The 17709-nt window shown below is 72.4% G+C and carries 14 protein-coding genes and 1 riboswitch; all 14 genes read right to left on the reverse strand.

The annotated features are described in order from the left end of the window. The 14 genes from GEV07_07510 to GEV07_07575 are packed head-to-tail and all read right to left on the reverse strand — an operon-like array spanning position 1 to position 17388. On the reverse strand, positions 1-594 hold the full coding sequence (locus tag GEV07_07510) for a precorrin-8X methylmutase (GenBank protein MQA02563.1): 594 nt from the start codon (positions 592-594) through the stop codon (positions 1-3). Continuing rightward, positions 591-1664 (reverse strand): HoxN/HupN/NixA family nickel/cobalt transporter, encoded by a 1074-nt coding sequence (locus GEV07_07515; GenBank protein ID MQA02564.1) that lies wholly within the window; start codon positions 1662-1664, stop codon positions 591-593. The genes GEV07_07510 and GEV07_07515 overlap by 4 nt, the downstream gene beginning before the upstream one ends. After that, the gene (locus GEV07_07520) at positions 1661-1852 is read right to left on the reverse strand and encodes a 4Fe-4S dicluster domain-containing protein (protein MQA02565.1); all 192 of its coding nucleotides are present in this window, start codon (positions 1850-1852) and stop codon (positions 1661-1663) included. The genes GEV07_07515 and GEV07_07520 overlap by 4 nt, the downstream gene beginning before the upstream one ends. Then, positions 1840-3531 (reverse strand): precorrin-3B C(17)-methyltransferase, encoded by a 1692-nt coding sequence (gene cobJ, locus GEV07_07525; GenBank protein MQA02566.1) that lies wholly within the window; start codon positions 3529-3531, stop codon positions 1840-1842. The genes GEV07_07520 and cobJ overlap by 13 nt, the downstream gene beginning before the upstream one ends. After that, the gene (gene cbiE, locus GEV07_07530) at positions 3528-4712 is read right to left on the reverse strand and encodes a precorrin-6y C5,15-methyltransferase (decarboxylating) subunit CbiE (protein ID MQA02567.1); all 1185 of its coding nucleotides are present in this window, start codon (positions 4710-4712) and stop codon (positions 3528-3530) included. Before cbiE ends, cobJ begins: the two co-directional genes overlap by 4 nt. Then, a complete protein-coding gene (locus GEV07_07535) occupies positions 4709-5863 on the reverse strand; it encodes a cobalt-precorrin-5B (C(1))-methyltransferase (protein MQA02568.1) in 1155 nt (384 codons plus the stop codon). Before GEV07_07535 ends, cbiE begins: the two co-directional genes overlap by 4 nt. After that, positions 5860-6663: a precorrin-4 C(11)-methyltransferase gene (cobM, locus tag GEV07_07540; GenBank protein MQA02569.1), complete on the reverse strand. Its 804-nt coding sequence runs from the start codon at positions 6661-6663 to the stop codon at positions 5860-5862. The genes GEV07_07535 and cobM overlap by 4 nt, the downstream gene beginning before the upstream one ends. Continuing rightward, positions 6660-7385, reverse strand: coding sequence for a precorrin-2 C(20)-methyltransferase (gene cobI / locus GEV07_07545; protein MQA02570.1), 726 nt, complete (start codon positions 7383-7385; stop codon positions 6660-6662). The genes cobM and cobI overlap by 4 nt, the downstream gene beginning before the upstream one ends. After that, positions 7385-8743 carry a cobyrinate a,c-diamide synthase gene (locus tag GEV07_07550; GenBank protein MQA02571.1) on the reverse strand — a complete coding sequence of 453 codons (1359 nt, stop codon included), beginning with the start codon at positions 8741-8743 and terminating at the stop codon, positions 7385-7387. The genes cobI and GEV07_07550 overlap by 1 nt, the downstream gene beginning before the upstream one ends. After that, complete coding sequence (gene cobO / locus GEV07_07555; GenBank protein ID MQA02572.1) at positions 8737-9351, reverse strand: cob(I)yrinic acid a,c-diamide adenosyltransferase; 615 nt, start codon at positions 9349-9351, stop codon at positions 8737-8739. The genes GEV07_07550 and cobO overlap by 7 nt, the downstream gene beginning before the upstream one ends. Beyond that, positions 9352-11319 (reverse strand): putative cobaltochelatase, encoded by a 1968-nt coding sequence (locus GEV07_07560; protein MQA02573.1) that lies wholly within the window; start codon positions 11317-11319, stop codon positions 9352-9354. Beyond that, on the reverse strand, positions 11316-14972 hold the full coding sequence (gene cobN, locus GEV07_07565; GenBank protein MQA02574.1) for a cobaltochelatase subunit CobN: 3657 nt from the start codon (positions 14970-14972) through the stop codon (positions 11316-11318). Before cobN ends, GEV07_07560 begins: the two co-directional genes overlap by 4 nt. Continuing rightward, on the reverse strand, positions 14969-16456 hold the full coding sequence (locus tag GEV07_07570; protein ID MQA02575.1) for a cobyric acid synthase: 1488 nt from the start codon (positions 16454-16456) through the stop codon (positions 14969-14971). Before GEV07_07570 ends, cobN begins: the two co-directional genes overlap by 4 nt. Further along, positions 16453-17388 carry a cobalamin biosynthesis protein gene (locus GEV07_07575; protein ID MQA02576.1) on the reverse strand — a complete coding sequence of 312 codons (936 nt, stop codon included), beginning with the start codon at positions 17386-17388 and terminating at the stop codon, positions 16453-16455. The genes GEV07_07570 and GEV07_07575 overlap by 4 nt, the downstream gene beginning before the upstream one ends. A 100-nt stretch (positions 17389-17488) precedes the next feature. Beyond that, positions 17489-17669: riboswitch (cobalamin riboswitch) on the reverse strand. Positions 17670-17709: the final 40 nt, after the last annotated feature.

The following is a 17709-nucleotide window of genomic DNA, read 5'->3' on the forward strand; positions in this document are numbered from 1 at the left end:
TCATCCCTTCTCCCCCTCCAGGTAGAGCAGGGCGTTCACGGCCGCGGCGGCGACCGCCGACCCGCCCTTCTCGCTTCGGTTGCTCACCGCGGGCAGACCGCTCGCCCGTAGGTCGTGCTTCGACTCCACCGCGCCGACGAACCCGACGGGCAGCCCGACGACAAGCGCCGGTGCCACGTCGAGCTCGAGGATCGCCGTCAACGCCGTCGGCGCGTTGCCGACCACCCACACCGCGCCGGCGCCGACCTCCTCGTACGCGAGCCGGATCGCCGCGGCCGAGCGGGTGGAGCCCTGCGCCTGTGCCAGCGCCGGGACGCGCGGGTCGCGGATGCGGCAGACGACCTCGCGCGTGGTGATGCCGGCGGCGATCATCTCCGCGTCGGCGACCACAGGTGCGCCCGCGTGCAAGGCGGCAAGGCCGCCGGCGAGCGCATCCTCCTCGCACACCAGGTCGGCGACGTAGTCGACGTCGGCGCTCGCGTGCACCACGCGTTCGACCACTGCCCGCTGCAGCGGCGCGAGGTGACCGGTGTCCACGCGCGAGCGCAGGATCTCGTACGACTCGCGTTCGATCGCGCTGACCACCCGCGTCATCGGGCTGCCCCGTACTTCCGGTCGAACCCGCCGACCCGCCAGGCGAGCGCCGCACCGAGCCAGGCGGTGAGGAACAGCCCGACGATGATGTAGCCGAGCAGCTCGAAGTGGTCGCCGATGGCCGCGTACGCCGCGAGCGGGCCGCCGATCCCCGTGCCGCCGACGACCAGCCCGGCCAGGTACACGGTGCCGACGAAGCAGGCGACGACCACGGTCATGCCGGTGGTCGCGAGGTTGTAGTAGAGCTTGCGCGCCGGGCTCCGGAACGCCCACGAGTACGCGCGGGTCATCAGCAAGCTGTCCGCCGTGTCCAGCGCACTCATCCCGGCGGCGAACAGCAACGGGAGCGTGAGCACGGCGAGCATCGGCAACGTGCCCGCGGTCGCCGCGCTCGCCGACAGCGTCAGCAACGTCACCTCGGATGCGGTCTCCAGGCCGAGCCCGAAGAGCAAGCCGACGGGGAACATGTGCCACGACGACCGGATCAGGCTGCGTGCCCGGCCGCCGAGCATCCGGTTCATCAGCCCGCGGTTGAGCAGCTGCAGCTCGAGGTCCTTCTCGTCCAGCTCGCCGCGGGTCAGCTGCCGCCACAGCTTCCCCACCCCGACGAGCACGAGCGCGTTGAGCGCGGCCACCAGCAGCAGAAAGGTGGCCGCCACTGCCGCCGCCACCACGCTGCCGTAGGTGCGGAACGCGTCCACCTTCGCGGCCGTGGCCGCGCCGGCCGCGATCGCGACGATCAACGACAGCACGAACACCACCGACGAGTGGCCCATGGCGAAGAAGAAGCCGACCCCCACCGGCCGCCGGCCGCGCTGCAGCATCAACCGCGTGGTGTCGTCGATGGCCGCGATGTGGTCGGCGTCGAACGCGTGCCGCATGCCCAGTGCGTACGCCAGCGTGCCCGCGCCCGCGAACGACGTGGCCGCCGCGAGGTTGTTCGCGTAGTACAGGTACATCGACCAGCCGACCACGTGGATGCCGGCGATCACGCCGATCATGCCGGACAACCGCAGCCGCTCCGCTCTCGTCCAGCGACCGGAGGCGACCACGTCGGAGCGGACATTCATGGCGAGACTCCTTCACTGGTAAGGCTGATCGCGTCGACGGGGCAGATCTCCACGCACTCCCCGCATCCGGTGCAGCAGTCGTCGAGCACGACGAGCACGCCGTCGCTGGGCCGGATCGCATGCTCAGGACAGGTGAGCAGGCACGCACCGCAGCCCTGGCACGCGCCGATGGTGGCTACCGCGACCATCGGTATCCCCGCGGTGTCACCATCCGGCCGCTGCGGATACGGCTGTTCGTGCTGCCGACGATCACCAGGCACGCCATGTCGACCGTCGTCTCGTCGAAGTCGGCGAGGGTGGTGAGCTCGACGTGCTCCTCGGCACGGGTCGCGTGCCGTACGACGCCTACCGGCGTGTGCGGCGGCCGGTGCTCGGCGAGCAGGCCGACCGCCTTGCCCAGCTGCCAGTGCCTACCGGCGCTACGCGGGTTGTAGAACGTCACCACGTAGTCGGCCTCTGCTGCGGCTTGCACCCGGCGTTCGATGGCGGCCCAGGGCGTGTTGAGGTCGGACAGCGACACCACCGCGTGGTCGTGCCCGAGCGGTGCGCCGAGCAAGGCCGAGGCCGCGAGGTTGGCCGTGATGCCTGGCACGGCGGTCACGTCGATGTCGTCGCCGGCGAGGTCGAGCGCCGGGCTGGCCATCGCGTACACGCCGGCGTCGCCGGATCCCAGTAGTGCCACCGCGTTCCCGGCCGCGGCCGCGTCCACGGCGGACCGCGCGCGGGCCTCCTCGTCGCCGAGCCCGGTGGCACGGATGCTCGTGCCTGGCCTGAGCAGGTCGCGCACCTGGTCGATGTACTGGTCGAGCCCGACGACCACGGACGCGCGGCGCAGTTCGTCGGTTGCCTTCTGCGGCAGCAGATCCCTGGCGCCTGGACCGATGCCGACGACGGCGAGCCGACCCCGCGGCCGCACCCGCGCGATGGCGACGGTGGCCATGGCGGACTTCCGCTTCTGCACCACGAGTTCCGCCGCACCGACCAGCGCGCTCGCCTCCGCGACACTCGGCGTGCCGACCGCGCGTTGCGCGGCGTCGCTGGGGTTCGGCACCTCCACCGTCGCCAGCCGTTCGGCCGGATAGGTGTGCAGCGCCCAGCCATACCTCTCGGCCGTCGCGACGACGCCGGGCTCGTCGCGCTTGGCATCCACCGTGGCGAGCGCACACACCGACGACGGCGAGAGCCCGGACTCGCGCAGCGCCCGCTGTACAAGGTCGGCCACCTCGTCGGCGGGTGCACCCTTGCTGGCACCGACACCGACGACGAGCGACGGCGGCCGCAGCACGACCGTGTGGCCGTCGTCGGCGGCGATGTCGGTGTCCGTGATGACGACGCGGTGTGTGCCGTCGTCCGGCAACCGCCCGCCGACGCTGACGTTCGGCGGGAAGGCGGGCAGCGGCCACGTGGCGTCGCACTCCAGCCGCACCGGCTCGCCGTCGAGCATCGCCCTGCCCACTGCCGCTGTCGCACCTTCGACCGGCCAGCCGAGCATGTCGAGTCCTGGCACGGTGGCGGCGTCGGTGGCCGTGGTGATCACCGGCGTGGCACCGAGCACATCGGCGACGCGGGTGGCGAGCTCGTTGGCGCCTGCGCCGTGCCCGCCGAGCAGTGCGACGGCGTGCTGTGCGCTTTCGTCCACGCACACCACGGCGGGGTCTGTGTGCTTGTCGGCGAGCAGCGGCGCGACGAGACGTACTGTCGCGCCGACGGCGAGGAAACACACCAGCGCATCACAGTCGCGCCACGCCTGCTCGACCGCGGTCTTCGCCCTCTCGTCGTAGACCCGGGTCTCCTCCGGCCACGCCTGCGCTAGCCGGTGCGCGGCCGACCGCCCAGCCGCGGTAGCGGCGATCAGTGCGATGGTCATCGGCGTTCACCCCACACCACGACGACAGGGTTCGTGGCGGCCAGTCGGTGCGCGCCATCGGGCAGTGCTGCAAGCCGAGACGCCTGCAGCTGCGTGGCCGCCACCCGGTAGCCGGCCGTGGTCAACGCGTCCGCGGCCGGCCCGACGCGTTCGAGCGCGGCCAGTGCCACCACCACGGTGGTCGGTCGTCGCGCCGCGACCGCCGCGACGACCGCGGTACCACCACCGCCGACGAAGACGGCGTCCGGTTCCGGCAATGCGTCCAGGGCAGCTGGCGCCTCTGCACGAACCACGTCGACGCGCACCCCGTGCGCTGCGGCGTTCGCCTCTATGCGTGCGCATTGCTCGGCGTCGCGTTCGAGCGCCACGACGGCCGCACCGAACCGCGCACATTCCACCGCGACCGACCCGCTGCCCGCGCCGACGTCCCACACCAACGTGCCGGGCCGCGGTGCGAGCTTGGCCAACGCGAGCGCACGCACCTCGGCCTTGGTGACCATCGCGTCGCGGTGCTCGAAGTCGTCCTCGGGCAGCGCCCAACCGTCGGGTACGGCGACGCGTGGCCACGACCACCCGGCCGAGGTGGCGTCGAGCGCGGGGTCGAGCACCAGCACGACGTTCGGGTCGCGCCAGCCACGGGCGGCGGCCTCGGCCCGCGTGCACGGCGTCACGGTCTCGCCGGCCGTGCCGAGCAACTCGGCGACCACCAGCTGCCGCGGCCTGTCATCCAGCGCCGCGGCGAGCTCGGCCGGGCCAGCGCCTGGCGTGGTGAGCACGGCGACCTTGTGGTGCGCGCGGCAGGTGTTGACCGCCGGCCGCAGGTCGCGTCCGTGCGCGCTCACCACGACTGCGTCGTCCCACGAGACGCCGGCACGGGCGAACGCCTGCGCCACCGACGACACCGCCGGGTGCACGACATACGTGAGGCCGCGCTCGTGCATCGCGCGGACGATGCCGAAGAACCCGGGGTCGCCGGACGCGAGCACCACTGCGTCTCCGTCGTGCTTGCCGAGCTCGTCGAGCGCGTCCCCGACGTTGCCGAGCACGACGGTACGCGCGGCGGACGGAACGTCCACCGCGTCCAGGTGCCGGCGCCCGCCGACGACGAGCGTCGCTGTGGCGAGCGCGTCCGTGACGGCGGCGGACAGTGCGGAGCCGTCCAGCCCGATGACGGTGATCATGCGGCGTTCACCCACTCCGGGCGGGTAGCGGCGACGACGGTGGCACCGGTGAAGTCGACCATCGCTACGTCGGCGTCGTACTGGCCCTGGCCGGCGCGTTCCAGCACCGAGCACACCCGGGCGCAGATCAGGTCGCCCACCTGGCGTAGCACGCCGTCGCGCTCCCAGATCTCGTACGCGTGCCTGCCGGTGTTCGCTGTCGCGACGTCCGCCACCGTCGAGGCGTCCGCACCGGCGGCCTCGGTGAGCGCGGCGAGCTGGCCGACGTCGACCTTCGACCTGGTGTAGTGCGTCATCAGCACGCCGGCGGAGAGCTTGGCCAGCTTGCCCGCCATGCCGACGAACACCACCCGCTCCACGCCGACGGAGCAGGCGCGCCGTAGCGCGGCGCCGGTGAAGTCGCCGACCTCGACGAAGCACACCTCGGCCAACTCGGGCAGCAGCTGCATCGCGCCGCGCTCTGTGCGCCCGCCGGTACACAGCACCACCGTGCGCTCGCCCTGTCCCGCGAGCACGGAGACCGCCTGCTCGACGCTCGCCCGCCACGACGCCGTGGAGAACGGCCGCACGATCCCCGTGGTGCCGAGGATGGAGATGCCGCCGAGGATGCCGAGCCGCCGGTTGGTGGTCTTGCGCGCCATCCGCTCGCCGTCCGGCACAGAGATGACCACCCGCGCCCCGCGCCGGCCGAGGTCGACGACCTCGCCGACGGCCTTCGTGATCATCTCCCGCGGCGGCCCGGTGATGGACGGCTCGCCGACGGGGATGCCCAGACCTGGTTTGGTGACGATGCCGACACCTTCACCGCCGTCGAGCCCTACGCCCGGCTCGTCGCGCCACGAAACCGTCGCCGTCAGATGCGCGCCGTGCGTGACGTCCGGGTCGTCGCCGGCGTCCTTCACCACGACGGCCGTCGCGCGGCGGTGGTCGTACTCGCAGGAATGTACGTCGAAACGCACCCGCTGCCCGACGGGGATCGCGACCTCCACCTCCTGCTGCGCGCACTGGTCGCGCAGCGCGGTGGTCGCCGCCTTCGCCGCCGCCGACGCACACGTGCCGGTCGTCCAGCCGGTGCGCAGGGCGCGCTTCTTCACCTTCGCCGTACGCGGCAGGTCGGGCTCGCGCAGCTCGGGCTCTGGCGGTTCGGTCATGGCGTCTTGCTCTCCCGCAGGGCACGGCGGGCGGCGCGGTCGGCCTTGCGGTAGCCGTGGAAGTGGCCGGGGTGGTAGAGGTGCGACCTGGTGCCGGTCGCGTCCAGCGCACGGCCGACGAGGAACAGCGTGTGCTTCCAGAGCTTGTGCTCCTTGACCGTGCGTTCGAGCGAGTCGACCGTACATTGGACGATCAGCTCCTCCGGCCAGGTCGCCTGGTACGCGATGACCACAGGGGTGTCCGGCGGGTAGCCGCCGTCGAGCAGCTCCTGCCGCAGCTGCCCGGACCGCGCGGCGCCGAGGAACACCGCCATGGTGGTGCCGTGCCTGGCGAACTCGCGCACCTCCTCGCGCGGCGGCATCGGTGTCTTGCCGCCGCCGAGCCTGGTCAGCACCACCGACTGCGCGACCTCGGGCACGGTCAGCTCCCGGTCGACGATCGCCGCCACGGCGGAGAACGCGCTGACGCCGGGGATGGTCTCGTGCTCGATGCCGAGCTCGTCGCAGGTCTCACGCTGCTCCTGCACCGCACCCCACAGCGCCGGGTCGCCGGAGTGGATGCGCGCGACGACGAGACCGTCGGTCTTCGCCCGGACGTAGAGGTTGCGTACGTCCTCGAGCGGGAGCCCGGCGGAGTCGATGATCTCCGCGTCCGCCTTCGCGTGCTCGAGCACGTCGGCGTGTACGAGGCTGGCGGCCCACACCACGATGTCGGCCTCGGCGATGACCCGCGCCGCACGCAACGTCAACAGGTCGGCCGCACCCGGCCCGGCCCCGACGAACCACACCTTCGCGCTCACAGCCTGCCTCCTCGGCCCGAGCGGCGCCCGGGAACCAACACGGTGGACAGGTACGGGGCAGGGCCGGTCATCTCGGCCGCCGGCCTGACGTCCTCGTCGGTCAGCCCGAGGCTCGCGCCATACACAGCGGTGTCGAGCCGGCCGGCGCGTTCGACGGCTTCGAGCATCCGCGGCAGCTGTCGGCCGCCCTTGTACGCGACGACCGTGTCGAACGCGGCCAGCGCGGCCTGGAACCTCTCGACACCTGCGGTCATCGGGAACAGCGCGAGCGTCTCGCTGCCTTCACTCAACACGGTGCCGCTGCGCGCCGCGAGGTCCTGCATGGCCGTGACGCCTGGAATGGTCGGCGTGGCCACCTCGGGCAACCGGGCGCGTACGGTCTGCGCGAGGTAGGTGAAGGTGGAGTAGACGTTCGGGTCGCCGATGGTCGCGAACGCCACGGTCTCCGCGCCGTCGCCGAACGCGGCGACCACGGTGTCGGCGGCGGCGTCCCATGCCGCCTCACGGCGCGCGGAGTCGGTGCGCTCGTTCAGCGCGAACACCACCCGGCGCACCCGGTCGTGCCCCACGTGCGCCTGCACGGTCGCTTCCGCCCGGCCCGGCTCGTCGTCGGCGAGCACCGGCACCAACACCAGGTCGGCGTCGCGCAGCACCCGCACGGCCTTCACCGTCACCAGCTCCGGGTCACCAGGGCCCACACCCACACCGATCAGCTGCCGCATCACGCCACCGCCTCCTGGTACGCCGCGGCGGCGCGCACCACTCGCTCCGCCACCGCGGGGATGCCGGCCCAGTGCAGGTGCAGGTACGACGCGTGTACGTTGCCGCGCACGAAGCCCTCCTGGCGGCCGCCGAACCTCCACGCCGGCGGGACGCTGTGCGCCGGCTCGATCGCGGTGCGGTGGAACTCGTGCGCACGTACGGTCGTGCCGGCGTCGGCGAGCACGGAGCCGGTCGCGGCGGTCGCCTCGCCGTAGCCGAGGCTGAGCTTCTCCGTCATCCGCGCGGTCGCGTCGAGCACACCGCACATCGGCTTGCCGTCCAGCTCCTCGGCCAGGTACAGCAGGCCGGCGCACTCGGCGGCGACCGGCGCCCCGGTAGCGGCCAGCTCGGCGACCGCCGTGCGTAGCGGTTCGTTGGCGGAGAGGTCGTCGGCGTACATCTCGGGGAAGCCGCCGCCGATCACCAGCGCTGCTGTGCGTTCCGGCAACTCCTTGTCGTGCAACGGATCGAACGACACCACGTCGGCGCCCGCCGCGGTGAGCAGCTCGGCCGTCTCGGCGTAGGAGAACGTGAACGCCGCACCGCCGGCGATCGCGACCGTGGGACGGTCGGCTACCCGCACCTCGGGCGGCGACCATGGTTGTGCGGTAAGCGTGCCTGCCGTGCGCGCGACCGTGAGCACGGCGTCGAGGTCGACGGCGTCGGCGACCACTGCGCCGAGCCGTTCGACCAGCGTCACGGCCTCGTCCGCGCGCTCGGCGGCGGGTACCAGACCGAGGTGCCGCGACGGCGTGGTCACCGCGTCGGTCGTACGGATCGCGCCGAGCACGCGCACCCCGAGGTCGGCGAGCGCTGTGCGCACGATCTCCTCGTGCCGCGGCGACGCCACCCGGTTCAGCACGACGCCGCCCACCCGTATCCGCGGGTCGTACGACGCGAACCCGGCCACGACGGCAGCGACCGAACGAGCCTGCGCCGCGACGTCGACGACGAGTACTACCGGAGCGTCCAGCAGTCGCGCGACGTGTGCGGCGGAGCCGTGCGAGGTGGTGCCCTGCCCGTCGAAGAGCCCCATCACGCCCTCGATCACCGCGACGCCGGCGCCGGTGGCGCCGTGCAGGAACAGCGGCGCGATCAGCTCCTCACCGCACAGCACCGGGTCGAGGTTGCGGCCCGGACGGCCGCTGGCGAGCGCGTGGTAGCCGGGGTCGATGTAGTCCGGCCCGACCTTGTGCCCGGACACCGCCAACCCACGTGCCCGCAGCGCGGCGAGCAACCCGGTGGCGACGGTCGTCTTGCCGTGCCCGGATGCGGGCGCGGCAACGACGATCCGCGGCACGTCGGCAGTGTTCACCATTCGATGCCCCGCTGGCCTTTCTGGCCGACGTCCATCGGGTGCTTCACCTTGGTCATCTCGACGACCAGGTCGGCGGCGTCGACCAGGCGTTGGTCGGCGTCCCTGCCGGTTACCACCACGTGCTGCGTGCCCGGCCGCGAGCGCAGCGTCTCGACCACGTCGTCGACGTCCACCCAGCCCCACTTCATCGGGTAGGTGAACTCGTCGAGCACGTAGAACCTGTACGCCTCGTCGGCGAGGTCGCGCTTGACCTGCGCCCAGCCCTCGCGTGCGTCGGCGGCGTGGTCCTCCTCGCCGCGGCGGTGCCTGATCCACGACCAGCCCTCGCCCATCTTGTGCCAAGTGACTGGCGCGCCCTCGCCGGTCTGCTCGTGCACGCCACCGAGCGCGCGCAGCGCGGCCTCCTCGCCGACCTTCCACCTGGCGCTCTTCACGAACTGGAACACGGCGATCGGCCAGCCCTGGTTCCACGCGCGCAACGCCAGACCGAACGCCGCGGTCGACTTGCCCTTCATCGCACCGGTGTGCACGACAAGCAGCGGCCGGTGCCTGCGCTGTTTCGTGGTGAGCCCGTCGTCGGGCACCACCGCCGGCTTACCCTGTGGCATCTACGCCGCCTCCCTGATCGTTCGCACCGAAGCCGACAACGCGTCGGCCGCCAGCTCGTCGAGGCGCAACACGTTGCCGCGCAACGCATCCGCGAGCTTCGCGGCGAGGCCGAGCCGCACCGGACCGTTCTCGCAGTCGACGACCACGCTCGCGACGCCGGTCGCCGCGAGCCAGTCGGCGGCGGCGTATGCGTCGCGCAGCGGTTGCTCGCCGCCGGTGGCGCGGCCGTCGGTGACGACGACGAGCAGTGCACGCCGCGACGGGTCGCGCAGCCGCTCCACCCGCAACACGTCGGCGGCACGCAGCAACCCGGCAGCCAACGGGGTACGGCCACCTGTGGGCAGGTCGGTCAGCCGCGTCGCCGCCGTGTCGACCGACGACGTCGGCGGCAACGCAACCTCCGCCGCATTGCCGCGGAACGTCACCAGGCCGACCTTGTCGCGGCGCTGGTACGCGTCGAGCAGCAGCGAGAGCACCGCGCCCTTCACAGCGCCCATCCGTGCCCGCGCCGCCATCGAACCGCTGGCGTCCACGGCGAACAACACGAGGTTGCTCTCGCGGCCCTCGTGCCGCGCCTCGCGCAGGTCGCCGCGCCGCAACACCAGGCCGGTGCCGCTCCGCCCGCGCGCGTGCTGGTGCGGCGCCGCCGCGGCCACCGTGGCGGGCACGTGCAACCTGGTCACCGTGGCCCGCGGCACCGCCGCGCCGGTCACCCGGCCTGAGTCGGTACGCGCCCGCGACCGGCGCCCGGCCGCGCCGGTCCCGACGCCTGGCACCTCGAGCCGGCGCGCCGCGAACGTGGCGCCAGGCGCGGCCGTCGAGGTCCCGGCAGGCGCATGCCCATTGCCCTGCGCCGAACTCGTCTCGTCGCTGCTCGTCGTCGTGCCGCCGTCGTCCGGTGCCGGCGCACCATCACCGGGGCCGTCGTCGTCCGGGCCGTCAGGATCGTTGTCCTCGGGTGTCTGCTGTGCCTCGTCGAGTGCCTGGTCGAGCTGCTCCTCGTCCAGCTGCGGGGCGTCGAACGGGTTGCGCCTGCGCCGGTGCGGCAACGCCAACCGGGCGGCCACCCGTACGTCCTCGGCGGTGACCTCGGTACGGCCCTGCCAGGCCGCGTGTGCGAGCGCGGCACGCGCGGTAACCAGGTCGGCGCGCAGCCCGTCGACGTCGAACGACGCGCACACCGACGCGATCTGCCGCAGCGCCGCGTCCGGCAAGGCCACGTCGGGCAACCGCCGGCGGGCCGTCGCGATGTCCGCGGCGAGCGCGGCTTCGGCGTCCGCCCACTTGTCGGTGTAGCTGCCGGGGGCGGCGTCGTGCGCGAGCCTGCGCCTGACCACCTCGCTGCGCAGCTCCGCGTCGCGAGGGGCGGCGACGTCGACGGTGAGGCCGAACCGGTCGAGCAGCTGCGGGCGCAGCTCGCCCTCCTCCGGGTTCATCGTGCCGACGAGCAGGAAGCGCGCGGCATGGCGTACCGACACGCCCTCGCGCTCGACGTACGACGTGCCGAGCGCGGCGGCGTCGAGCAGCAGGTCCACCACGTGGTCGTGCAGCAGGTTGACCTCGTCGACGTACAGCACGCCCCGGTGCGCGGCGGCGAGCAGACCCGGTTGGTACGTCTGCACGCCCTCGGTGAGCGCGCGTTCCACGTCGAGCGAACCGACCACGCGGTCCTCGCTCACCCCGACCGGCAGCTCCACCAGCCGCGCGGACCTGGTGGTCGCGCTCGACCCGTTGTGCGGTCCGTCCACGCACTGCGGGTCGGGCGTCGCGGGATCGCAGGAGAACCGGCAGTCCTGCACCACCGGCACGTTGGGCAGCAACGCGGTCAGCGCGCGCACCATGGTCGACTTCGCGGTGCCCTTCTCGCCGCGGACGAGCACCCCGCCGATGGCCGGCGACACCGCGTTCAACACAAGCGCCAACCGCGCGTCGTCCATCCCGACGACCGCCGTGAACGGGTAGCTCATCCGTCTCCTTCCAGGTCGCCTTCGAGCTCTAGGTAGGTGTCCTGCAGCTGCTGCACGGTGTCCGGGTCCGGCTGCGCCCACAGGCCGCGGTCGGCGGCCTCGAGCAACCGTTCCGCGATGCCGCGCAGCGCCCACGGGTTCGACCGCTGCATGAACTCGCGCACCTGCTCGTCGAAGACGTACGACGCGGCGAGCTGCTCGTACATCCAGTCGTCGACGACGCCCGCGGTCGCGTCGTAACCGAACAGGTAGTCGACGGTGGCGGCCATCTCGAACGCGCCCTTGTAGCCGTGCCGCTGCATTGCCTGCATCCACCGCGGGTTCACCACCCGCGCGCGGAACACCCGCTTGGTCTCCTCGGCGAGCGTGCGCGTGCGCACCTGGTCGGGCACCGCGGAGTCACCGACGTACGCGGCCGGCGAGCTGCCGGTGAGCTGCCGCACCATCGCTACCATGCCGCCGTGGAACTGGAAGTAGTCGTCGGAGTCGACGATGTCGTGCTCGCGGGTGTCCTGGTTCTTCGCGGCGACGGAGATCCGGCGGAACGCGCTCTCCATGTCCGCACGCGCCTCGCGTCCGTCCAGGCCACGACCGTACGCGTAGCCGCCCCACACCGCGTACACCTCGGCGAGGTCGGCGTCGGTGCGCCAGTTGCGTGCATCCATCAACGGCAGCAGGCCCGCGCCGTACGCGCCAGGCTTGGAACCGAAGATGCGTGCGGTGGCGCGGCGCCGGTCGCCGTGTGCCCGCTCGTCCTCGACCACGTGCGCGCGCACGTAGTTGTCGTCCGGCGACTCGTCGAGCTCGGCGACCGTACGTACGGCGTCGTCGAGCATGGCCACCACGTGCGGGAAGGCGTCGCGGAAGAACCCGGAGATGCGGATGGTCACGTCGATGCGCGGCCGGCCGAGCTCGGCCAGCGGCGTCACCTCGAACCCCGTGACCCGCCTGGACGCGTCGTCCCACGTCGGTTGCACGCCGAGCAGCGCGAGCACCTCCGCGATGTCGTCGCCCTGGGTGCGCATGGCCGACGTGCCCCAGACGGTTAGCCCCACCGAGCGCGGGTACTCCCCCGTGTCCTCTTGGTGCCGCGCGATCAGCGAGTCGGCCAGCGCCACACCGACGTCCCAGGCATTGCGCGACGGGATGCCCTTCGGGTCGACGGAGTAGAAGTTGCGGCCGGTCGGCAGCACGTTCACCAGGCCGCGGGTGGGCGAGCCTGACGGGCCCGCGGGCACGTAGCCACCGTCGAGTGCATGCAGCAGGTTGCCGACCTCGTCGGTCGTACGCGCCAACCGCGGTACGACCTCGGTGGCCGCGAACTCCAGCACCCGCACCACATCCGGGACTTCGCGGCCGAGCACCTCGACGGTCACCGAGGGCGCCTTCGTGACGTCCCAACCGCTGGTGTCCATCCCCACGACCAGCTGCTTGGCCAGCGTCTCGAGCACGTCCACCACGTCCGCACCACTGCCACCCGCGGCCAGCTCGCCCAGCGCCTGCGGTGCCTCGACCCGCTCGCCCGGGGCAGCGAGCAACGTGCGCTCGTCGAGGTCGAACGCAGCGGCGATCGCGGATCGCAGTCCTGGCAACGCCTGCCGCCCGCCCCACACCTGATTCGCGCGTAGCACTGCGAGCACCGTGTCGACCAGCTGTTCGCCTGCGGGCGCGTTGCCGAGCACGTGCAGGCCGTCGCGGATCTGTACGTCCTTGACCTCGCAGAGGTACCCGTCGATGTGCATGACGAAGTCGTCGAACTCGTCCTCGGCGGGCATCTCGTCCTGGTGCAGGTCGTGGTGCAGCTGTGCCGCCTGCACGAGCGACCACACCTGCGCCCGCACGGTCGGCAGCTTCGCCGGATCCAGCGCCTGCACGGTGGCGTACTCGTCGAGCAGCTGCTCCAGCTTCGCCAGGTCCCCGTACGTGTCCGCGCGCGCCATCGGCGGGATCATGTGGTCGACGACGGTCGCGTGCGCGCGCCGCTTGGCCTGCGTGCCCTCGCCTGGGTCGTTGACGATGAACGGGTACACCAGCGGCACGTCACCGAGCACCGCGTCGGGAGCGCACTCTGCGGACAGCCCGAGCCCCTTGCCCGGCAACCACTCCAGCGTGCCGTGCTTGCCCAGATGGACAACCGCGTCGGCGCCGAACTCGGTGTCGAGCCAGCGGTACGCGGCGAGGTAGTGGTGGCTGGGTGGCAGGTCGGGATCGTGGTAGATGGCCACCGGGTTCTCGCCGAAGCCGCGCGGTGGCTGGATCATCAGCACCACGTTGCCGAACTGCAGCGCGGCGAGCACGATCTCGTCGCCGTCGACGTACAACCCGCCTGGCGGTTCGCCCCAGTGCTCGCGCACGTTCTCGCGCAACGCCTCGGGCAGCGACCCGAACCACTCCCGGTAGTCCGCGAGCGGAACCCGGAACGGTGCGACGGTGAGCTGTTCCTCGGTCAGCCACTCGACGTCGTGCCCACCCGCGGCGATCAGCCGGTGTACGAGCTCGTCGCCGTCGTCGGAGAACCCGTCGCCGACGTCGTATCCGGCCTCCTGCAAGGCCTGCAGCACCACGACGGCCGACGCGGGGGTGTCCAGGCCAACCGCGTTACCGACCCTGGCGTGCTTGGTGGGGTACGAGGAGAGCACGAGCGCGAGCCGCTTGTGCGGGTTAGGCGACCGCCGCAGCCGCGCGTGCCGTACGGCGATACCCGCAACCCGGGCGGCGCGCTCGGGATCGGCGACGTACACCGGTACGTCGTCGTCGCTGGTCTCCTTGAACGAGAACGGCACGGTGACCAGGCGGCCGTCGAACTCGGGGATGGCCACCTGCATCGCCGCGTCCATCGGCGTAAGCGCGGCGTCCGAGTCGTGCCAGGTCTGCCACGGCGAGGTGAGGCACAACCCCTGGACGACGGGGACGTCGAGAGCGGCGAGCGCGCCTACGTCCCAGCCGTCCTCGTCGCCGCCTGCCGTTGCGTCGGATGCCACGGCGCCACCGGCGGCGAGCACGGTCACCACCAAGGCGTCGAGACCGCCGAGCAGCTCGTAGACCTCGGCGTCCGCAGAACGCAGCGAGCCGCAGAACACCGACAGGGCGTTGGCACCCGCCGCCTCCACGGCGTCCGCCAGCACGTCGACGAACCCGGTGTTGCCCGACACCGCGTGCGCGCGGTAGAAGACGATGCCGACCGTCGGCCGGTCGTCGCGGTGTTCGCGCGTGCCGTGGATTCCGCTGCTGGGCAAAGATTTCGGCGGCTCGAAGCCTTCGCCGGTGAGCCTGATGGTGTCGGAGAGGAAGTTGGCCAGCTCCGCCAGGTTGTCCGGCCCGCCCTCGCGCAGGTACTCGAGCGCCTGTGTCGCCACGCCGCCCGGCACGGTCGACAGCGCCATCAGCTCGGCGTCCGGCGTCGGCTCACCGCTGAGCACGACGACGGGAACCCCCGCGTCGAGCACCGCCTTGAGTCCCTGTTCCCAACTGCGCTTGCCCCCGAGCAACCGCACGACGACGCAGTACGCGCCGTCGACGAGTGCCGGCACGTCCGCCGCCTCCGTGCGTGCGGGGTTGGCCAACCGCCACGGCGCGCCGCTCGACTTCGCAGCGAGCAGGTCGGTGTCCGCGGCGGAGAGCAACACGATCGGCTGTGGTACGTCGGCTGTCATGGCGCCCCCGGTGGTAGCAACGGCAAATCCTTCGGCACACCCGCGTCGAGCAACCGGAGCAAGGCGTCGGTATCCAGGTGCTCGGCGACCAAGTCGCCGAGCCCGTCCAGCCGGCGTTGCCGTACCTCGGCGAACGACACCTCACCCGCGAGCACGAACCTGCGCCCGGACTCCGCGGCGACGGTACGCAGCAACGCACGGCGGAACCCGTCGCACTCGAGCACGCCGTGCCACGTCGTGCCACGTACGGCACCGACCGCGCACCCGCCGAGGAACGGGTCGCCGGCCTCGACGTCCACCACACCGTGGTGGATCTCGTAGCCCTCGACCGGTTCACCGAACGCCGAACCGGTCGGCCGGCCGAGGGTCTTCCCCGGCAGGAACCGCACGCTGGCAGGCAGCAGGCCGAGCCCCGCTACCTTGCCGGCGCGGCTCTCCACGTCGTCGTGGATCTCGCGGGCGAGCATCTGGTAGCCACCGCAGATGCCGAGGATCGGGCGCCCGGCGGCGGCGCGCTCGGCAAGCACGTCGGCGATGCCACGCTCACGCAGCCAGCCGAGGTCACCGACCGTCGCGCGGGTGCCAGGCAGCACCACCAGGTCGGCGTCGTGCAGCTCCGCCGGCGACGTGACGAACCTGACCACCACACCGGGCTCGGCGGCCAGCGCGTCCACGTCGGTGAAGTTGCTGATCCGCGGGAACCGTACGACGGCCACTCTGAGCACGTCGTCACCGGCCGGTGGCGTGGGCTCGGCGTTGCGCCCTGCGGCGAGGTCGAGGGAGTCCTCGGCGTCCAGCCAGAGACCGTGCAGCCACGGCAGTACGCCGAACACCTGGCGGCCGGTGTGGTCACGCAACATGTCCAGGCCAGGCGCGAGCAGCCGATCGTCGCCGCGGAACTTGTTCACCACGAACCCGGCGATCAGCCGCTGGTCGGCGGCGTCGAGCAACGCGAGCGTGCCGTACATGCCGGCGAACACGCCGCCCCTGTCGATGTCGCCGACGACGAGCACCGGCAGGTCGGCAGCACGGGCCAGCCCCATGTTCGCGATGTCGCGGTCACGCAGGTTGATCTCCGCCGGGCTACCCGCGCCCTCGCAGATCACCGCGTCGAAGCGGGCGCGCAGATCGGCCAGGCAGTCGTTGACCGTCTGCTGCAGCCGCGGCTTGAGATCGCGGTACGACAGCGCGTCCACCTCGGCCACCGGCTGGTCGAGCAGCATCACCTGGGTGCGTTCGCCGCCCGGCTTCAGCAGCACCGGGTTCATCGCGCCCTCGGGCTCCACGCCGGCCGCGGCCGCCTGCATCGCCTGCGCCCGGCCGATCTCCGCGCCGTCGCGAGTGACGTACGAGTTCAGCGACATGTTCTGCGCCTTGAACGGCGCGATCTTTATGCCGCGCCTGGCCAACCATCGGCAGATCCCGCCGGTGACCACGCTCTTGCCGGCGTCCGACGTCGTCCCCGCGACCAGCAGCCCGCTCACCGCCGACCACCCCCGCACGCCACGGCAGTGACGGCAAGCGCCACGGCCCACAGCAGCAGCGAGAGCCGTACGGCGCGGGCGATGTCGTCGACCTCCGGTGTGTTCCCGTTACCCAGCGTGCCGCGGCGTTCGCGCTGCCCGGCGTAGACGTTCGCGCCGCCGAGCCGCAGCCCCAGCGCACCGGCGAACGCGGCCTCCACCCGGCCGGCGTTCGGGCTCGGGTGGTCGCCGCCGTCGCTGCGGGCCACCTGCCACGCGGTGGCCGCGCTGCCGCCGACCAACGGCGCGAGCGCGGCAACCAGCAGTGCAGTCAGCCGGGCCGGCACGAGGTTGGCGAGGTCGTCGAGGCGCGCTGCGGCCCAGCCGAACCGCAGGTACCGCGGGCTGCGGTGGCCGACCATGGCGTCCAGCGTGTTGACGGCCCGGTACGCGAGCAGGCCGGGCACGCCTGCGACCGCACCCCAGCACAGCGGTGCGACGACCGCGTCCGCGGTGTTCTCCGCCACCGACTCGACGGTCGCGCGGGTCAGCTCGGCGCGGTCGAGGGTGTCGGCATCGCGGCCGCACAGGTGACCGAGCCTGCCCCGTGCCTCGGGGACCCGGTCGTCGCGCAGCAGGCCGGCCATGGCCGTGCCCTCGCGCGCCAGCGTGGTGCCGCCGAGTACCGCCCACGTGCTGACCGCGACGGTCGCCACCCGTACGGCCGGCTGCCGGCTCACCCGCTGCAGCGCACAGCCGAGCGCCGTCGCGCCACCGACCAGTGCCGCCGTGTACAGCGCACCCCTGCCACGTGAGTCCGCCCAGCACCGGCGTTCCGCGGCCGCTGCAAGGCGGCCGAAGGCCGCAACCGGATGCGCACGACGTGGGTCGGCGAACGCCAGGTCGAGGACGGATCCGAGCAGCAGCCCGAGCGCGCGCTCGGACAGCCTCACCGAGGCGAGATCAGCGGCAGCTCAACAGTGGGAGATGCGGGCGACACCCGCGGAACACGTAACGCCATGCGCGATCACCTTCCCCGGGGTATCCACGCCCCGTACGAAGTGCTCGACGGCCGGAGTTCCTGGCTCCCGGATCGCCGCTCCCTTCGGCCTTCCCACCGCATGCGCGGCAGTGACCACCACGAAGGTCGCTCCCCGGTGACAGTGGCGGGACCGCGTCGGATTCGCACCGACTTCCTCCACTGCCGTCGACGGACCTTGGAAGAACACCACACGCCGACATGCGGCGTCAAGCTGACCGACTCACCTGGCGGC

Source organism: Streptosporangiales bacterium (assembly GCA_009379825.1).
Lineage (GTDB): Bacteria > Actinomycetota > Actinomycetes > Streptosporangiales > WHST01 > WHST01.